The sequence below is a fragment of the Streptomyces sp. NBC_01190 genome (assembly GCF_045039895.1).
In the GTDB taxonomy this organism is placed as follows: Bacteria; Actinomycetota; Actinomycetes; order Streptomycetales; family Streptomycetaceae; genus Actinacidiphila.
The window spans coordinates 3,705,143-3,722,559 of the sequence record NZ_CP108580.1; the positions used below are offsets into that span (position 1 = coordinate 3,705,143).

14 protein-coding genes and 3 pseudogenes are annotated in these 17,417 nt (G+C 68.5%); 10 read left to right on the top strand and 7 right to left on the bottom strand.

The genetic code is table 11. The features are described from left to right. Positions 1-487: 487 nt before the first annotated feature. Positions 488-1,696: a Fic family protein gene (locus tag OG519_RS15300; protein WP_405583557.1), complete on the top strand. Its 1,209-nt coding sequence runs from the start codon at positions 488-490 to the stop codon at positions 1,694-1,696. A 354-nt stretch (positions 1,697-2,050) separates the two neighbouring features. Here OG519_RS15300 and OG519_RS15305 read toward each other — a convergent pair whose 3' ends face one another. Continuing rightward, positions 2,051-2,566 carry an integrase core domain-containing protein gene (locus OG519_RS15305; RefSeq protein ID WP_405583559.1) on the bottom strand — a complete coding sequence of 172 codons (516 nt, stop codon included), beginning with the start codon at positions 2,564-2,566 and terminating at the stop codon, positions 2,051-2,053. Positions 2,567-2,772: 206 nt separating this feature from the next. Further along, entirely contained in the window at positions 2,773-3,246 is a 474-nt protein-coding gene (locus tag OG519_RS15310; RefSeq protein ID WP_405583561.1) for a MarR family winged helix-turn-helix transcriptional regulator, read from the bottom strand. 157 nt (positions 3,247-3,403) lie between these two features. Between OG519_RS15310 and OG519_RS15315 the strand changes: the two genes are divergently transcribed. Further along, positions 3,404-4,282, top strand: coding sequence for a DODA-type extradiol aromatic ring-opening family dioxygenase (locus OG519_RS15315; protein WP_405583563.1), 879 nt, complete (start codon positions 3,404-3,406; stop codon positions 4,280-4,282). Positions 4,283-4,375: 93 nt separating this feature from the next. After that, complete coding sequence (locus tag OG519_RS15320; protein ID WP_405583565.1) at positions 4,376-5,311, top strand: NADP-dependent oxidoreductase; 936 nt, start codon at positions 4,376-4,378, stop codon at positions 5,309-5,311. A 96-nt stretch (positions 5,312-5,407) separates the two neighbouring features. Here OG519_RS15320 and OG519_RS15325 read toward each other — a convergent pair. After that, positions 5,408-5,661: pseudogene (locus OG519_RS15325) on the bottom strand (helix-turn-helix domain-containing protein); the annotation flags it as partial. Positions 5,662-6,243: 582 nt separating this feature from the next. Here OG519_RS15325 and OG519_RS15330 point away from each other — a divergent pair. After that, complete coding sequence (locus OG519_RS15330; RefSeq protein ID WP_405583567.1) at positions 6,244-6,597, top strand: hypothetical protein; 354 nt, start codon at positions 6,244-6,246, stop codon at positions 6,595-6,597. Further along, positions 6,594-7,433, top strand: coding sequence for an ATP-grasp domain-containing protein (locus OG519_RS15335; protein WP_405583569.1), 840 nt, complete (start codon positions 6,594-6,596; stop codon positions 7,431-7,433). The genes OG519_RS15330 and OG519_RS15335 overlap by 4 nt, the downstream gene beginning before the upstream one ends. 172 nt (positions 7,434-7,605) lie before the next feature. Here the strand turns inward: OG519_RS15335 and OG519_RS15340 are convergent, their stop codons facing one another. Together OG519_RS15340 and OG519_RS15345 are read right to left on the bottom strand one after the other, a co-directional pair. Beyond that, the gene (locus tag OG519_RS15340) at positions 7,606-10,374 is read right to left on the bottom strand and encodes a PKD domain-containing protein (protein ID WP_405583571.1); all 2,769 of its coding nucleotides are present in this window, start codon (positions 10,372-10,374) and stop codon (positions 7,606-7,608) included. A gap of 766 nt (positions 10,375-11,140) precedes the next feature. Continuing rightward, on the bottom strand, positions 11,141-12,247 hold the full coding sequence (locus OG519_RS15345) for an endonuclease NucS domain-containing protein (protein WP_405583572.1): 1,107 nt from the start codon (positions 12,245-12,247) through the stop codon (positions 11,141-11,143). 181 nt (positions 12,248-12,428) lie between these two features. Between OG519_RS15345 and OG519_RS15350 the strand changes: the two genes are divergently transcribed. The 4 genes and pseudogenes from OG519_RS15350 to OG519_RS15365 all read left to right on the top strand — a co-directional run bounded on the left by OG519_RS15350 (position 12,429) and on the right by OG519_RS15365 (position 13,332). Continuing rightward, positions 12,429-12,704, top strand: coding sequence for a hypothetical protein (locus OG519_RS15350; protein ID WP_405583574.1), 276 nt, complete (start codon positions 12,429-12,431; stop codon positions 12,702-12,704). 79 nt (positions 12,705-12,783) lie between these two features. Continuing rightward, positions 12,784-12,936 (top strand): annotated as a pseudogene (locus tag OG519_RS15355) (restriction endonuclease); the annotation flags it as partial. Positions 12,937-12,940: 4 nt separating this feature from the next. Continuing rightward, positions 12,941-13,129: pseudogene (locus OG519_RS15360) on the top strand (hypothetical protein); the annotation flags it as partial. Continuing rightward, on the top strand, positions 13,126-13,332 hold the full coding sequence (locus OG519_RS15365; protein ID WP_405583576.1) for a hypothetical protein: 207 nt from the start codon (positions 13,126-13,128) through the stop codon (positions 13,330-13,332). The pseudogene OG519_RS15360 and the gene OG519_RS15365, both read left to right, overlap by 4 nt. 186 nt (positions 13,333-13,518) lie before the next feature. Here the strand turns inward: OG519_RS15365 and OG519_RS15370 are convergent, their stop codons facing one another. Then, a complete protein-coding gene (locus tag OG519_RS15370) occupies positions 13,519-14,076 on the bottom strand; it encodes a DinB family protein (RefSeq protein ID WP_405583578.1) in 558 nt (185 codons plus the stop codon). Positions 14,077-14,175: 99 nt separating this feature from the next. Here OG519_RS15370 and OG519_RS15375 point away from each other — a divergent pair, with 99 nt between their 5' ends. Beyond that, the gene (locus OG519_RS15375) at positions 14,176-15,213 is read left to right on the top strand and encodes a helix-turn-helix transcriptional regulator (protein WP_405583579.1); all 1,038 of its coding nucleotides are present in this window, start codon (positions 14,176-14,178) and stop codon (positions 15,211-15,213) included. Between the two features lie 1,031 nt (positions 15,214-16,244). Here OG519_RS15375 and OG519_RS15380 read toward each other — a convergent pair. After that, positions 16,245-17,405: an IS701 family transposase gene (locus OG519_RS15380; protein WP_405583131.1), complete on the bottom strand. Its 1,161-nt coding sequence runs from the start codon at positions 17,403-17,405 to the stop codon at positions 16,245-16,247. Between the last annotated feature and the right edge of the window lie 12 nt (positions 17,406-17,417).

Consider the following 17,417-nt stretch of genomic DNA (forward strand, 5'->3'; position numbering starts at 1 on the left):
CTCAGTCTCCGACGAGCTGCAGGCCAGTTGGAGCACCCACCAGGCGACGTCGAACCGTGGTGCTGGCGCTGGCGGCTTATCTGACGACCGTGCCCGATAGAGCGGTGAGCTACGGTCGATCAAGGGCACCGACGACCCGTGACGCAGTGCGGGGCAGCCGACGTTCTCGCGGGTCAGCGTCAGCAACGTAGGTTCGGTGTCTCTGTGCTTCCACGCTCAGAGCCAAGTGTTCTGATCAACACGTACCGTGGTGGCACACCAGGAGGACAACTACGGTGAGTGATGGGACACAATATTTCTTTGACAATGCGTGACGATGTCCATCCTTGAACTTAGCCCTCGGGACTTCAAGTCGGCCGAGCGTCGAACCGCCGACTCCGTGCGACCAAAGTTGCAGGTCAGAGAGTTTCCGTCGCCCCCCGAAGCGCGAGACGCAACCTTGAAAACCCACCACCACAATTAAAGGATGAGGAAGTATCCTTTAATTGTGGACGCACAACTCCTGAGAGGCTCCCCGATCGGCACCCTGGTGCCCATCGGGGGCCATGACCCTCGCGCCGGCCGTGACTACCGTGCCACCGCCTACGTACCTGACAACCTGCCGGACATCGTCGAGCTTGCTGGAGCAACTCACCTAGCAGTCGCGACGGCAGCCGCCGCAGTCGCAAGAGCCGACCAAGCGGCTCGTCAACTACCGAACCCACGGCTCCTCGTCCGGCCTGCCATCCGGCGCGAAGCGGTGAGCACCTCCGCCTTGGAAGGCACCTACGCCGCCTTCACCGACGTCCTCGAAGCCGACTTCAAGGACCAGGCCCAACTGTCTGCCTCCGTTGCCGAGGTGCTGAACTACGTCCATGCGGCCGAGGAAGCTATCGCCTGGATTCACGAACGCCCGATCACTTTGGCACTGCTACAGCACCTCCAGGGAATCCTCGTTCGGGGAACCCCAAGCGAGACCCGCGACGCTGGCCGCGTAAGGACGACCCAGGTGTTCATCGGGCTGAACAGTGCCAACGTCGAGGACGCGCGCTTCGTCCCGGCGCCGCCTGATCACCGACTCCGCGATGGTCTGCTGATGTGGGAGGGATGGGTCAACCGCCCCCATGACGTTCACACACTCGTGAAGATGGCCCTCGGCCACTACCAGTTTGAGACTCTTCATCCCTTCAACGACGGCAACGGACGTCTCGGGCGACTCGTGGTCATACTCCAGCTGATGGCAGCTGGTGAGTTGCAGCTTCCTATCCTCAACTTGTCCCCTTGGCTCGAAGTGCGTCGCCGCGCCTACCAGGACCACCTGCTCAATGTCAGTGTCACCGGCGACTTCAACCCTTGGGTTTCGTTCTTCTGCCAGGCGGTCGAGGCACAGGCACACGAAGCGATTCGCCAGGTCAGCGGCTTGATCGAAATCAAGCAAAAGTTCATGGACCAGCTGCGGGCACTTCGAACAAAGGGGGTATCACTGGAGATCGCGGAAGACTTGATCGGTTACCCGATGCTCACGGTGAGGGATGCCTCCGAGCGTTACGGGGTTACCTACCAGGCTGCCAATCAGGCAGTGGCTAAACTCGCCGATCTGGGGATTCTCCAGCAACGGTCCGAGGGTAACTACGGACGAATCTTCGCCTGCAATGACGTGCTTCGGGTCATGCAACTACCACCACCGCCACAGCAGACTGCGCTGCCCTTCTCATAACTCGATCGAGGTGGCGGAACCGAGCGGGAAACGACCGTCATCAGGAGGGTCTGACACAGACTCCCTGGTCTCAGTACTGGTCTCGTTCATCTGCGTTCGGAGGCGTCCGGGCCTCGGCTCGCAGGCTGATACGCCGCAGGTCAGGACGCTTACGACCCAACCCGTATGCAGATGTGCGCAGTTGGAAAGCGTGTTGGGGGCAACCCCTCACGAGTTCGCATCTCGTATCCTCCGCCTGTGCCACACCGGGCACGACGTCGAAGGGCCCCACCGCGACCGGTGGGGCCCTTCGACGTGCGTGGTCTCAGTTCCCCGCCGACGCGATGTCGGAGCCACCGGCCGGCGCGGCACGCATCACAGAACATGGTGGCGTCCCGCAACAGCCGGCCTCACTCGGTGCACGGCCCGAGTTCCCACGGCGGGCAGCCCATCGCGGCGGAGACAGCCGCCCGCTCGATGGCCGTCATCAGCTTCGGGTTTCGGGACCGCTGCGCCGGCTTCCTGGGAGGGTGAAGCTACCAGTGGGCCGCCGTGAGCTTGTTCCGCTTTGACGGACACCATTGGTGTGGTGGTCAGGCTGCGAGTGCGGTCTCGTAGTCGGCGAGACTGAGGTAGCCGAGGCTGCTGTAGTCGGTGCAAGTTGTACCAGCCCTCGATGAAGTCGAAGATCGCGGTGCGGGCGGCGGCCCGGCTGGGCCAGGTCGTCGTGTCGAGCAGTTCCCGTTTGATGGTGGCGAAGAACGATTCGGCGAGTGCGTTGTCCCAGCACCGGCCGGTGCGGCCGACCGACAGACGGATCCCGAACCGGTCTGCCAGGGAGGCGAAATGCCGGCTGGTGTACTGGGCGAGTTCAACCGGTCGTTGCAACACCTGGCTGTTTAAGCGAGCGTAGCTGCTCCTCGAAGACCTCGGCTGGTGTCCGCCAACCGAGGATCTTGCGGGGCCGGTTGTTGATCGCCAGGGCTCCCGCGGTCCGAGTGGAAGATCAGCGACGGCGACCGGGGCCGACTTGGACCGGCAACGCCGCGAGAGACGGACAGCGACGGAGCGGCACAGGATCGCGTCCGAGGCGGTGCTCATCCGTTTGCGAGTTCCTGGCGCAGGGTGGCGGCGATGCGGGTGAGGGCGGCCGTGAGGTGGCGGCGCTGAGCGGCGCTGAGCGGGTCGAACACGAGCCGTTTGACCTGTGCCACGTGTTCCGGCGCGCTCTCGACGAGCTTCTGCCGGCCGGCGTCGGTCAGGGTGGCGAGGGTGTACCGGCCGTCGCCGGGGTCGGGTCGGCGGGTGACCCAGTCGCGGATTTCGAAGCGGTCCATGACCTTTGACAGGCGGGGCTGGGTGCTGTCGCAGACCCGGGCCAGGTCGCTGAGCCGCATCGTGGCCTCGTCGGCCATGGACAGCCGGGCCAGCACGCCGTACTCGAAGTTGGAGATGCCCGCGTCTCGCTGCAACTGGCGGTCGAGGGTCGCGGGGAGGGCGATGACGACCGTCAGCAGCGCCTGCCACAGGTCCTGCTGTTCGTCGTCAAGCCAGGGTGACCGCGTGTCCATGAGTCCCATCATACTTGCCCCGGCAACTCGCGTCACTTGCTCAGGAAACTCATTGCGGGGTAGCTTCTCACTTGCCCAGGCAACTCAATGCGCGGTACCTTCCACTTGCCCAGGCAAGTTTCTTCATGTGCCTAGGCAAGTAAAGGAGCTGATCTCTGTGACTCCAGCGACCAATCTGACCTCACCTTTTACATCACGCGGGCCAGCCGCGGCGTACGACGACCTCCTCGCCCGGGTGCTGCGACAGGCGCGCGACCAGCGGATATGGGAACCCTCGGACGGGCCCCTACCCAGCCTCTTCGTCAGTCACGGCGCCCCGTTCACCCTCGACGATCCGCAGTGGCTCGACGCCCTCTTCGACTGGGGCCGGTCGTTGCCCAAACCGCGGGCCATCGTCGTCGTCTCGGCCCACTGGGAACAGGCACCGGTCGCAATCTCCGGAGCGGCGGCCGGCACCCCGCTGTACTACGACTTCAGCGGCTTCCACCCCCGCTACAAGACCCTTCCCTACGCGTCCCCGGACGCCACCGACCTGGCCCGGCGCCTCACCGGCCTGCTGGGCCCGACGCCGGTGCACCAGTTCGCCGGCCGCGGCCTCGACCACGGCGCCTTCATCCCGCTCATGGCCATGTACCCCGCGGCCGACGTCCCGGTCGTACAGCTGTCCATGCCCAGCCTCGAACCCGCCGCCCTGCTCGCCCTCGGGGCACGGCTGCGGCCCCTGCGCGACGAAGGCATCCTCATCCTCGGCTCGGGCTTCATGACCCACAGCTTCGCCGTCTTCCACCGACCCGAGCTCGCCTCCGACACCACCGCCTTCGACGCATGGGCCGTCGACGCCCTCGCCCGGGGCGACGCCGACGCCCTCACCGACTACCGCCGCAAGGCGCCCGGCGCCGCCGTCGCCCATCCGACGGCCGACCACTTCGTCCCGCTGCTGTGCACCGTCGGCGGCGCCGACGACCCCGCCAGCGCGATCAGCGCCATCGACCGCATGGTGATGGGCAACTCGACCCGGTCGCTGCAGCTGACCTGAGCACCTCGACACCTCGTCGACGTGGCTCCCCCTATCCGTCCGATCGCCTCAATCCCGTGGCGACAACATCAACACACCCTGGAGACAGCTGTCATGAAGGCCATGCGCTTCCACGAGTACGGCAGCACCGAGGTCCTGCGCTACGAGGACGTGGACCGGCCGATTCCCGGCACCGGGCAGGTGCTGGTACGGATGGCGGCCACGTCGTTCAACCCGGTCGACGACCACATCCGCGCCGGCCACCTGGCCGAGCTGATGCCGATCACTTTCCCCTACGTGATGGGGATCGACCTGGCGGGCACCGTCGCCGAACTCGGCGTGGGTGTGACAGGCCTGACGGTCGGCGACCCGGTCGTGGCCATGCTGCCCCTGGACTCCGCCGGCGGCGCCGCCGAGTACGCCCTCGTCCCGGCCGAATCCCTGGCCCCGGCACCCAAGACCGTCGAGCTGGCCGACGTCGCCGCGCTGCCCCTGACCGGCCTCGCGGCCTGGCAGCTGGTCTTCGAACTGGCCGAGCTGAAGCCCGGCCAGACCGTCCTGGTCAACGGGGCGGGAGGCGCGGTGGGCAGCCTCGTGGTGCAGCTCGCCGTCGACGCGGGAGCGCACGTGACCGCGGTGGACGGCCCGCAGCACGCCGACCGCCTCCGCGGCTACGGCGCGGAGCGGGTCACCGGCCCCCTCGATCTCGCCGCGGGCCCGGCCGCCGTGGGCGGCCCGTTCCAGGTCGTGGTGAACCACGTGCGCCTCTCCCCGGAAGGGCTCGCGCGGTTGACGGACTACGTCGCCGACGGCGGCACCGCCGCCAGCAGCGCCGGCCCGGTTCCCGAGGACCCCGCCCGCGGAGTGCGCAGCGCGAACCTGTGGGTCCGCCCCGACGGAACCCAGCTGACCGAACTGGCCGCCAAGATCGACGCAGGCAAGCTCCACATCCACGTGGCCGCCCGCCGTCCGGTGACCGACCTCCCCGCCATCCACGAGGACGCCGCCGCCGGGCGACTGCCCGGCAAGACGGTCGTACTCGCCCCCTGACCACACCCTCACGGCCCGACCGGGCCACCTGCCGTCCGACTCGCCGGCGATCATGCGGCGCACACTCAGCGTCGCCGCTGCTCCCCCGCTCCTCGGCGCCGGTGCGTCGTGGCCGGCGATCCGGTACAGGCAGTCGCGCTCGTTGCCCGTCAGCCGCAGCGCCCGGGCGAGAGAGGCCAGCATGTGCTCGCTGGGTTGCGGACAGCGCTGCTGCTCCAGCCGCGTGTAGTAGTCGGTCGACATCACGGCGAGGGACGCGACCTCCTCACGCCGAGACCCCGAGCCCGCCGACGCGCGCCTGAGGGAAGAGCGGCCCCCTCCGGCTGAAACGCCTCGCGGCGGCGGCGCAGGAAGTCGGGGAGGCTGCCCGGCTGTGGGACGTCTCCTGCGACCTGGCCGACGTAACCTTCGCGTGACGACCACGCGCAGGACGAACAGGGACGGCCGCCTGGTCCCGCCGTTCGCTCGGCCAAGGGCCGCCAGGGTTCTTGTGCCGCCAGCAGGCCGGGGGACCCGAGGGTTGCAGTTCGGGTTGCATTCAGCCGCGTCCGCGGAGGTCCACAAGGAGAGGGGCGAGGCACCCCGCAGCAGGTCAGGACGCTGGTGAACCCGCCCGGACCCCCGAACGAACAATTGGAAAGTTGGGGGCAACCCCTCACGAGTTCGCATCTCGTATCCTCCGCCAGTGCCTCACCGGGCACGACGTCGAAGGGCCCCACCGTCCGCGGTGGGGCCCTTCGACGTTGTCCGCCACCGTTCGCGTCATCCCTACCCTCTTCGACGGTCGCGGTGAGAGCGCGACGCCTGGTTCGTCTACCGGAGCCGCTCGAAGCGTGCCGCTGCTGTCCCAGCAACAGGGCACGAATTCGCTGGAGGCCGACGGTACGAGCCGGTACCGTCGGCGGCCGGTGGAGACGGTCAGGGGGACAGCGATGACGGGCACGACAACTCTGTGGCGGCCCACCGGACCCGAGGAGCTGGCGCTGGTCGAGGCGTCGGGCTGGACCCGGTGGCCGCCACGGCTGCCGGAGCAGCCGATCTTCTACCCGGTGCTCAATGAGGACTACGCGATACGGATCGCCCGCGACTGGAACGTGCCTGCCTCCGGCGTCGGCTACGTGACCCGCTTCGACGTCGACACCGGATTCCTCGCGCGCTACCCGATCCAGCAGGCTGGCGGCCGCACCATCCTCGAACTGTGGGTGCCGGCCGACGATGTGCCGGAGTTCAACCGCCATATCGTCGGCCTCATCGAGGTCGTCCACACCTTCCGGGGCGCGTCATGACCGGCGACGGCCACGCCGATATCCTCCTCACCTCGCGGCAGCGGACCAGTACGACCGCACTCCTCACCGACGCGGCGGTCCGCCGCGGCATGGACGTACGGCCGCTGGGTGGCGACCTTCATGAGCTGGAGGAACTGGCTGGGTCCCGGCCGGTGCACTGGTACGGCGGGTCGCTCGCCGCCGACCGCATCGCCGGCCGGCTCGGTCTCGGGCTGCTGGAACCACCCGACGACTGGCTGGTACGGCTGCCGGCGGAGTTCAGCGGGCGGCGAATCGAGCTGACCACCCTCTCGGAGGCGTGGTCGGCGCGCACCCCGGTCTTCGTCAAGCCACCCAGCGACAAGTCGTTCCCGGCCGCCGTGTACGCCGACGGATCACGCCTGCCCCGCTCCGGGGAGGGTGTCGGTCCAGACACCTCGGTCCTGGTCTCCGAGGTGGTCACCTTCACCGTCGAGTACCGGCTGTTCCTGCTCGACCGGCGGATCGTCACCGCCAGCCGGTACGCCGTCCACGGCCGACTCGACACCGCACCGCTTCACCGCGACGGCCATGAGCGCGAGGTCCGCGCGTTCACCGAACGGCTGCTCGCCGCAACGGGCGAGGATCTGCCGGGCGCGGTCTCAGTCGATGTCGGGTTCCTCCCCGACCCCGAAACCGGCCGCGAAAGCTGGGCCGCGGTCGAGGCCAACATGCCCTGGTTCGCCAACAGCTACGCAGCCGACCCCGACCATGTCCTGGACGTCATCCTCGGCGCCACAGGACCGCTTCACCAGTTCTCCGACGCGGACCGACCGTTCCTGCGCCCCGCACCGATGCACGACAGGGAGTCCACGTAGGTGGCAAGATCCAGGGCTGCGTTCGCGGTCGAACATACCCGCTTCAGTGCCCCGTTGCTCATACTGCCGCCGCCGGGCTCGGGGTGCGCGACGAGCTGTGATCCCGGGCGACCGGCCCGGCGCACGTGCTGCCGCCGAGCCGTGTCGCTCAGTTCGTCGCTCGATTCGTCGCTCAGTTCGTCGAGTAACCCTGCACGTCGGCCGCGACGTTGACCGCGCCGTACGGGTTGTAGATGCTCGCGCGGCCGTGGGTGAGCGGCAGGTAGACGAGGGTGGACACGGTCTGCCCGCGCAGGAAGGTCACCGCCGGCTCGGACGGCTGGTACGTGCGGTCACCCCAGACGGTCAGCGAGCCGTTGGCCGTGGGACCGAATGCTGTCACGTTCATCCACACCCCGGTGGCCGTTGCGGGGACCCCGGTGAAACCCGTGGTCTTGAAGGTGATGCGGCCGGTGGCTGGTATCGGCCTCCTGGGGGCGCCCTTGCCTGTGCGCGTGTCGAGGACCCGGACCGCGGTGATCGCGGTCATCGGCCTGTTGATGTCCGTGGCCACGGGGAACGGCAGGTAGAAGGCCTCCATCGAGGCCTTGACGTCCACCGATCCGGCGTGGGTGTACAGGGAGACCCGGCCCTTGCTGTCCACGGGTACGACGATCGTCGCCGAACGGGTCTCCCCCGGACCGATGCTGAGCTCGGTCGCGCTCGGCACCTTGCTGCCCGGTTTGTAGGCGGTGACGAAGGTCCCCGCCGTCGCGTGGCTCGCGGTCACCTGGAGGACCACCGCGGTGGCCTGGTATTCGATGTAGCTGGTGTTGTTGACGTTCGGGAGCGTCGCCGTGAACGTGAGCGCCTTGCCGGCGGTGAGCTTGCCGAGCTTGGGCAGCTTCAACGGTCCGCCGGTGGTGTCCATGACCGGCCGGAACTCGCCCCACACGGAGGTGTCGTCCATCAGAACGGCGCCACCCGCCGGGCCGGGCTTGAGGGTGGTGTAGCCCTCGACGTCGGCGGTCATGTCCACCCAGCCCGCCGAGTTGAAGAGGTTCACCTTCCCGTCCGCTCCGACGGGGACGCTCACCAGGTTCCCGGTGGCATGCCCCTTGCGGTACGTCAGGCTCGTCGACCCGGGGCGGGCGCCGCCGGACCGGTAGGCGGTGATGGACCCGTCGCCCGTGGACCAGGTGGCGGTGACGTTGAGCAGGACGGAGGTGGCGCCGGTGATGCCTGCGACGCCGTTCACCTTGAGGCTGACCACCTTGCCCTGGCCGACGTGTGCCTTGCGTGCTCCCAGGCCGGTGCGGGTGTCGAGGATTCGGGTGGGTCCGAAGGGGACGAAGAGCCCGCCGGCGAAGACCTTCGTGCTGGCGCTCGCCGACCGTCCGCCCGCGTCGGTCTCGGTGATCGTGGCGGTATATGTTCCTGCCGCGCGGTAGGTGTGCTGCAGGGATTCGCACCCGTAGCCCGATCCGCCGACCGCCGACGTGCCGTCCCCGAAAGCGATCTTGCAGGTGGAAAGCGAGAAGGGGCTGCGGGAGCTGTCATGGAAGGTCATGGCCAGCGGCGTGGCCGGGTCTCTCCCCTCCGCGCTGACTCCGGCGACCAGCGGTCCCGCCGGGCTGATGGTGACCGTCCACGTGAAGGTCTTCGTCGGCTCCTTGACGGTGATGGTGTAGTCGGTGGCCTTGCCGGCGGTCAGCTTGGTGTAGGTGTGCCCGACGGAGCCGGCGGTGGAGGTCACCGCGGGGGTGCCGTCCCCGAAGTCGTAGGTGCGCGTTACGGCTGTGCCCCACGGGTTGTAGTCCCCCGGGGCGACCGTGACCGGGTGACCGACGGCGGTCGCGCCGGGTGAGACCACGGGCGGGGCGTAGAAAATCGGGTCGCGGAGTTCAAGGGCTCCCCGGTCGGGGGACCCGGCGCCGTTGCCCGTGTCAGGGGTCAGCGGGTCGTCCACGCGGGGCCAGCCGTTGAAGTCCGTCGGCAGCTCTCCTGGCGCGTCGGCGTCGGCGGAGTCCACGGTGGCCGACCCCTGGGTGGGCGCCGGGGCGATCTGGCCCGTCCTGTCGATCAGGATGTCCCGCTGTCCTTGCCCGGTCGCCGCCAGGAAGGCCGCCGGATCGGGATAGGCGGTACCGGCCCACTGGTACGGGGATCTGCCCGCGGGCAGGGCGAAGAGGTTGTACCCGACGGTCGACGTGGCGGCGGAGTCTTCGCTCACCACGATGTCGGAGCCGTAGAAGACGTTGTTCTCCGCGGTGGTCCCGGTAGAGCCGGCCGAGACCGACATCGCGTGGGGCGTCAGTTCGAAGGTGTTGCTGGTGACCGCGGTGTCGACGGCCCCGTCGAGCGAGACGCCCGAACTGCTGGTGGCATCGATCACGTCCGTCGTGACGACCGTCCGCCGGACGCCGGCGCCGACTTCGATCCCCGGGACACCGGTGGTGCTGATGGAAGTGCGGCTCACGGTCACGTCGCTGCTGAGGCCCGAGACCTCCACGCCGGTACTGCCCGACGGTGTGTCGATGAGCATCTGGTCCAGCGTGATGTCGCCGGCATCGTGGATGCCGAGGCTCCCCGCGGACAGAATGGCCTGCCAGCCGCGCAGTGTGACGTCGTGGGCGCCGCTGATACCCAACCCGCGAAGGTAGGAGTAACCACCGCCGATGGTGATGGGTTTCCCGGGCGCCCCCGAGGTGGTGATCGTGGTCGCCGGATACTTCCCGTTGGGCGCGACCTGGACGGTGTCCCCCGGCTGGGCGGCGTCCGCCGCGGCCTGGATCGTGCAGTACGGCTGTGCCTGCGCGCCCGTGCCGGTGTCGGAGCACGACGTGTTGTTGATGTCCACGTATCGCGTGGCGCTGTCCGCCGCAGCCGTGGCCACCGGCATGATCATGCCTGCCGCGAGCAGCGACAGCACGGCGAGACTCGCTCTGCGAGATCCGGACACGGTGTTCCCCCCTGGGTCCTGACCCGCCATCGGCATACCCGCGCGGGTCGACGCCGAGTGTCGGATGCGAGGCGGAAGATATCACCCGTGGCTGTGTGGCCGACCAGGGCGGATACCGTCCTCCGGCCGATCCGAACGCGGGGGCGGAGACGTCGCGTTCGAGTACCGACAGATGGGAGCCGTAGGTGCTGATGCCGGAGATTCTCATCAGACCGCCTTAGCGGTCCACTGCGGGAAGCACCCTGTCCACCTGCGCGCTCTCGCGCCGCCGGAGTGGATCGCGGCCAGGTTCGCCAGGCCGCAGGAAGTGGATCGCGGCCTGGTTCGCCACCGCGCTCCGGCCGCGATCCCGCCGGGGGCACTCCGAGAAATCCCGCTGCCCGGCATTCCCCCGCGAGGGCTTTCAGCCCCCGTGATCCCCTATCGGTCTTTCGGGACCGTGGGACGCCCTCCTCAGGACTCGCGCCAGTCACACATGATCACTACGGCCCACAAGGGCGCGCCCCCGGGCGGAAGGTTTGCGGTTCGGGTTGCGTTCAGCCCCGTTCACGGTTGCCCAAGTGCCCCGGCGTTGGCCGCAGCGCCGCAGATCAGGACAGTGACGACCCCACCCGAACCCCCGGACGGACAGTTGGAAAGCGTGTTGGGGGCAACCCCTCACGAGTTCGCATCTCGTATCCTCCGCCTGTGCCTCACCGGGCACGACGTTGAAGGGCCCCACCGGTCGCGGTGGGGCCCATCGGGCGTCGTGCCCGGTCGGATGGCGTCAGGCGATGTTGAAGTGGCGGGAGACCTCGTCGATGGTGAAGTGAGCTCGAAGCTTGCATGCGGAGTTCTGGTTAGCGAAGAAGCCCGCCCGCCACAGCGCCTGATCGCGGGGGACGGCCTTCTCCCAATCGACCGGGACGACCCATTCGCGGCGGTCCTCACCGGATTCCGTCGCCGGAGTGCCGGAAGCATGTTGGTAGGTTCCCTTGAGAGGGAGCCGGCTCATGGGCACCACCTCGTCATCCACGGTGAGGGCCGCGCTCTCGAACGGCTGCGCCTCACTGGACACGGTCCCGACGCCCACATAGCCGGCCTTGGGTATGTGGGTGAAGACGCGCGCCCCGACGGGCAGGGCACGAAGGGTGCGGGAGAACCAGTCCCCACCGCCGGCGGATACGAAGCCGTAGCGGCGTGCATCGTCCCAGCTACGGCCGCCGGGTTCGTCGCCGAACGAGATATACCAGTCCGTGCCGTTCCACGGTTCCCGCTTTCCGCCGGTCTTGACTCCCACGGACGACTCCGCAGCGTCGACATCGTCGATCAGCCAGGAGCGGGCAAGGTACGAACGGCCCTCATCGACGAAGTAGCGGAAGAAGAGCACGTTGATCGGAACCTGGAAGCCCGATGCCAGATAGGTGACGATTCTCTCGGTCGCGGCGTCGACCTCACTCGCGACCACCGTGAGTGTGTGGGCCCCGTTCAGGGCATCCGGCGGGCTGGTCCCGAACCGGAGGGCGAACGCCTCGTCCAGTTCCTTCGCCGCCCCGGTATCTCGCGCGTAGGCCGCATAGATCTCACGCACCTGCTCGTTGCTCAGATCCTGAACCCAGCTTCCGTAGTCGAGAAGTTGGGCCACGACATCCCGGGGAGTGCGGTCCCGTTTCAGCTCCAGGACGTGCAGGCAGCCCTCGGCGTCCATGCCCAGCAGATCGATGACCTTGCCGTGGCGGGTCAGCAGTTGCCGACCGATGAGCAGGATCGGCCGGCCCAGGATCGCTGGGTCCGCCACAATGAGTTCCTCCAGCCTGGACTCCAGCGGCATCGGCGTCGTGGTGACCCGTACTGGTCGGTCGTCCACGCGCCACAACCCGAACTCAAGCGGCACAGCGACCTCTTCCTTCTCGCTCCGATGTTCCCTGCGCTTCAAGGGATATCAGCGCACGGCGAGGTCCGCCGGCATCTCTTCCTAGGGCCTATGGCCGAACAGGAGATCCGCTGCCCCGGCCGCCGAGATCCGCGCCTCCACGAGCTGCGTGACGCGACCGTATGTCGCTCACAATGGACGCATGGACTCGCTGCCGGTGTTCGTGGCCGACTGGGAAGCGCTGGACGGCACCGTCCGCCGGATACGCCTCGTACGCCTCGTACGCCAGCACACCGGGCAGCAGGACCGTGTCGTGACGGTCCCACCCGGCAGGTCCCAGCTCACTGAACTCACCACCAGCCGCGACCGTTTCGCCATCGGCACCATGCTCACGCGGGAGGACTCCTGGGCAGAGACCGGCCTCATCGTCGACCTGGCCATGGACCTCGACGACGTCATCGCATCTGTCTCCGGCTGACGGGACCACAGATGAGCGCGTCTTCCCGCTCTCCCGTATCCGAGGCGTCATGCCCGCACCGCCCCTAGGATCGCCGTTCATGGACTGGCTGGAGCGGGCCGCGAATCTGAGGCAGTGGACCGGGAATGGGATGCGAGCTCCGCACAAGCCCCTGCTGCTCCTGTACGCCCTCGGCAGGTTCCAGGATGATGCCGAGGTTGAACTGCCGTACAGCGCGGTGGAGTCGGATCTGGGCCTTCGTGGGGCGGAGCGCTGTCGCACGCGAGCACGTGGTCGCGCTTGCGGGGCGCCCGCTGATAGGTCCGGAGCCGGGCGCGCTACCGGTCGCGGCGGCCCACCGTTCCTGGCACTCGCGGCAGGTCTTCCACGGAGCCCCCCGCCCCGCCGCGACGGGGGGATCGCCGGACACCTTTGAGCTCACTTGACTGGTAAGTCTACGAACACCTACGTCGCCGAGGCATTGCGGGCCAAGCGCGATCGGGACCGGCTCCAGGAACTCGTCGGCTGGTTGGAGGAAGAACACGGCCCCGTCACCGAGGACGAACGCGGGGCAGCCCTCGACGAGCTGCACAAACTCGACGCCGAACACGGGCAGCGCCGGACGGGCAGCGCCGGCGAAACCGCGTGAAGAAGCGCGGCGGTGAGCACGGGCCCGCACTCCGAGTCTTCGTCCTCGACGGCGAGGCCTCGTCCCTCGCAGTGCGCGGTGACCGGAAGATGATCGCCTGGCTCGACCTCGCCGGACCGCTTGCCCCCCGGGCCTTCTTCGTTCCGCCTCGGGCAGCACGCGGCCGGCCTGGGTCGCGGAGACTGGTCACCCCATGCTTTTGGCGCCGTCCAGGGACTCACGGATGATGTCGGCGTGGCCGGCGTGCTGGGCGGTCTCGGCAATGACATGCATCAGCACGCGGCGGGCCGACCATTCCGCATCGGCCTCGAACCACGGAGCCCTCGGCAGCGGCTGGGTGGCGCTGAGGTCAGGCAGAACGGAGACCAACTGGTCGGTCCGGCGGGCCACCTCGTCGTAGTCGGCCAGCACGCCGGCGAGCGTCTCGCCGGGCAGCAGCCGGAACTCCTCAGCCCGTCGGGCGTAGTCGGCCTCGGTCCAGGCGGTGAAGTCGGGCATCGCCGACGGGCCGTCCAGGATGAAGTTGGCCCAGAGACGCTCGACCGAGGTCACGTGCTTGATCAGGCCGCCTAGACACAGCTCGCTGGCGGTGGTCCGCAGTCCGGCCTGCTCGTCGGTGAGGTCTCGGGTCGTGAAGCGCAGGAAGTGCCGCTGCTTGGCCAGAGCCACCAGTAGGTCGGCGCGCTCGTCGACAGCGGCCGGCGCGTCGGTGGTCGGCTCCTTGACGGTCAGGGTCTCGTTCATGGTCTCCGCCTTCGGTGGTTTCTTGCTCCGCCGGACAAGGTCCACGCTAGGAGCCACAGCGGTCACTTTCTGACCTGAATTCCCGAGAGGATCGGAGCCATGGCGAACACCAGCACCCGAACGCTGCGACTGCTCTCCCTGCTCCAGACCCATCGGTACTGGCCGGGCGACGAACTGGCCGATCGGCTGGGCATCTCGATCCGCACCCTGCGCCGTGACATCGACCGGCTACGCGAGCTGGGTTATCCGGTCGAGGCGCAACGCGGCGTCGACGGCGGCTATCAGCTCGCCGCGGGCGCGGCGCTGCCGCCGCTGGTGATCGACGACGAGGAGGCGGTCGCGCTCGCCGTGGGCCTGCGGGCTACCGCGGAGAGTCCGGTGGAGGGCATCGCCGAGGCCTCGGTTCGGGTGCTTGCCAAGCTGGTGCAGGTGATGCCGGCCCGGCTGCGGCGCCGGGTCGAGGCCCTGCGCGCGATGACCGTACCCGCCGACTGGGGCGACCCCGCCGGCGCGGGCGTCAACCCGGACGACCTCACCGTGGTGGCACTGGCCTGCCGGGACAGCGAACAGCTCCGCTTCTCCTACACCGCCGCCGACGGCCGACACGCCGAGCGGCACGTCGAACCGCATCGGCTGGTCTGCCTCAACCGCCGCTGGTACCTGGTCGCGTACGACCGCATCCGGCACGACTGGCGCACCTTCCGGCTCGACCGGCTCACCGCACCCCGGGGCACCGGTATCCAGTTCAGGTCCCGTAGCCTGCCCGCCGCCGACGCCGCCGAATTCGTCCGGGCCGGGCTCAACAGCGCGCCCCGTCCGTACCGGGTCGAGGTCCTGGTGGACGCCCCGGCCGCGACCGCGCGCGAACGGATCGGCCGGTGGAGCACGGTCGAGGAAGTCGATGCCGAGCACTGCCGGGTCCGCATGACCACCGACTCCTTGGACTGGCCGACGATGGCGCTCGGCGCACTCGGCGCGGATTTCCACGTCGTCGGGCCGCCCGAGTTGCTCGACCGGATCGACGACTGGGGCAACCGGTTCAACCGGGCAACCCGGCAGACACAGGTGCCGCCCCGGGCATGGTCGGACATGCCGGGGGAGGATGCGAACAGCGCTCGCGGCCACGGAGAAGTCTGACAGCGCCGGAGCCCCGGACTGTCGGCCTCTACCGGACGCCGCGCGGTTCGAGTTCGAGGCCGCCAAGGGCTTTGTGCGCGTCCGCGCGTCGCGCGCGAACCTGGCTTCGATGTCTGCCAAGCAGGTGAAGAGGGTCACGATGCGCCAGAAGCCGCCGAGCAGGTTCACCTCCGGATCCGGCCGGCGCCCTACAGCTCGCCGGTCATGATCAAGCGATGGACGCCAGCCGGCTGACTCGCCGGAGGGGTGCGGTTCGGGTCGCGTTCAGCCCCGTTCACGGTTGCCCAAGTGCCCCGGTGTCGGCCGCAGCGCCGCAGATCAGGACGCTGGTGAACCCGCCCGGACCCCCGAACGAGCAGCCGGAAAGCGTGTTGGGGGCAACCCCTCACGAGTTCGCATCTCGCATCCTCCGCCAGTGCCTCACCGGGCACGACGTCGTAGGGCCCCGCAGTCCGCTGCGGGGTCCTACGGCGTCTGTCCGACACCGTTGGCCTGTGTCTTTGTCCACAGGGTCGTTTGCGGGGCTCCCCGGAGAGCCTGTCCGGACGCGACCCTGGTGTGCGGCAATGCAGTCCGCGTAAAGGAGACCGTGGCCGCTTGCATGGTCGGCCGACAACAAGGGGCGCGAGCCCGGCAGCTAGGGCGTGTTTTAGAAGTAGCGTCGTCCGCCCGCAGGGCGGGGCTCACGGCGTCTGGTGCGTGCGATCGCAAGGCGGAGGGTCGTCCTCGTAGTGGGCCTACTCGGACGAGCCCGACAACGCAGCGAGCGTGCGTGCCAGGCGCCGTGAGACTGGGGGCACCTCCCAGCGGTAGCTGGGGGAGGGACTTCTAAAACACGCCCTAGTACTGCAACGGTCTTTGTTCTGATGTGTGGGCAGTTTCTGGTGGTGTGTGGCCGCGTCGTTTGTAGTGGCTGATGCGGGCTTGGAATTGTCGTCGGCGGCGCCAGCGTGACCAGTGCAGGACGTGGTCGATGAGGTTGGCGCGGGGCCGGGTCAGGCGGGTGGTCAGTCGCCGGATTTCGGGGAGGGTCAGGCCGATGAGCTGGGAGGATCCGTTTCTGCTTTCTCCGTGTCGAGCGCGCGGGCCCGCAGGACGGTCAGGCAGGCGTGGGCTGCCATGGCGAGGGTGATGTGGCGGTGCCAGCCGGGGTAGCGGCGGACCTGGTAATCGTCCAGGCCGCATTCCTGCTTGGCGGTTTGGAAGCATTCCTCGACGGCCCACCGGCTGCCGGCGACGCGGATCAGCTCATCGAGCGTGGTCTCGGCGGGGCAGTAGGCGATGTAGTAGGAGATCTCCTGCGGCCTGGCGATGCTGCGGCGGGCGATGACCCAGTGCCGGCGGTCCTCGCGGTGCCAGGGACGGACCTCGACCCTGGCCCAGTCGTAGACGCGTGGGCCGTGGGCGCCGTTGCCGCAGGAGCGGCGTTTCCACTTCTGCCGGGGCAGGTGGGGAAACAGGTCGTGGACCGGGTGGTCCATGGCCCAGCGGGTGACGACGGTGTCGTGGCGGGTGGTGGCCATGACGTGGAAGACATCAGCCTGCTCGAGTTCGGTCCGCCAGCCTTTGGAGAAGCCGTAGGCGGCGTCCGCGGTCACCCATCGGAACGGGATCTTCTCGGTGATCGCGCGTCGGACCATCGCTTTGGCGATGACGACTTTGGTCTCGAAGGCGACGTCGTCGCCGACGCCGGCAGCCTGGCAGCGTTCGCGGTCGTCCGTCCATGACGTGGGCAGATACAGGCGGCGGTCGATCAAGGTGCGGCCGCGTTCTCCGGCATAGGCGAGGAAGACACCGACCTGACAATTTTCTGTCCGCCCCGCGGTGCCCGAATATTGGCGTTGGACGCCGGCCGAGCGGACGCCCTTCTTCAGGAATCCGGTGTCGTCCACGATCAGCACCGCGTCCGGGTCGCCGAGGTGCTCCACGACGTAATCGCGGACGTCGTCGAGGACCTCATCGGCGTCCCAGTCGCACCGGTTCAGCAGCCGGTGCATGCGGTCGGGAGCCGCGTGGCCGGCCTCCTCCGCGAGCGTCCAGCCGTTTTTCCGCTCCAACGGAGCGATCAGCCCCTGCATGTAGGCCAGTGCCGACTCCCGCGGCTCCGACCGAGCGAATCGGTGCACGAACCGCTCGTGCAACTCGCCCAGACCCGCTGCCCACGTCCTGACCTCACCGAGTTCCCCACCCATAATCGGATCAAC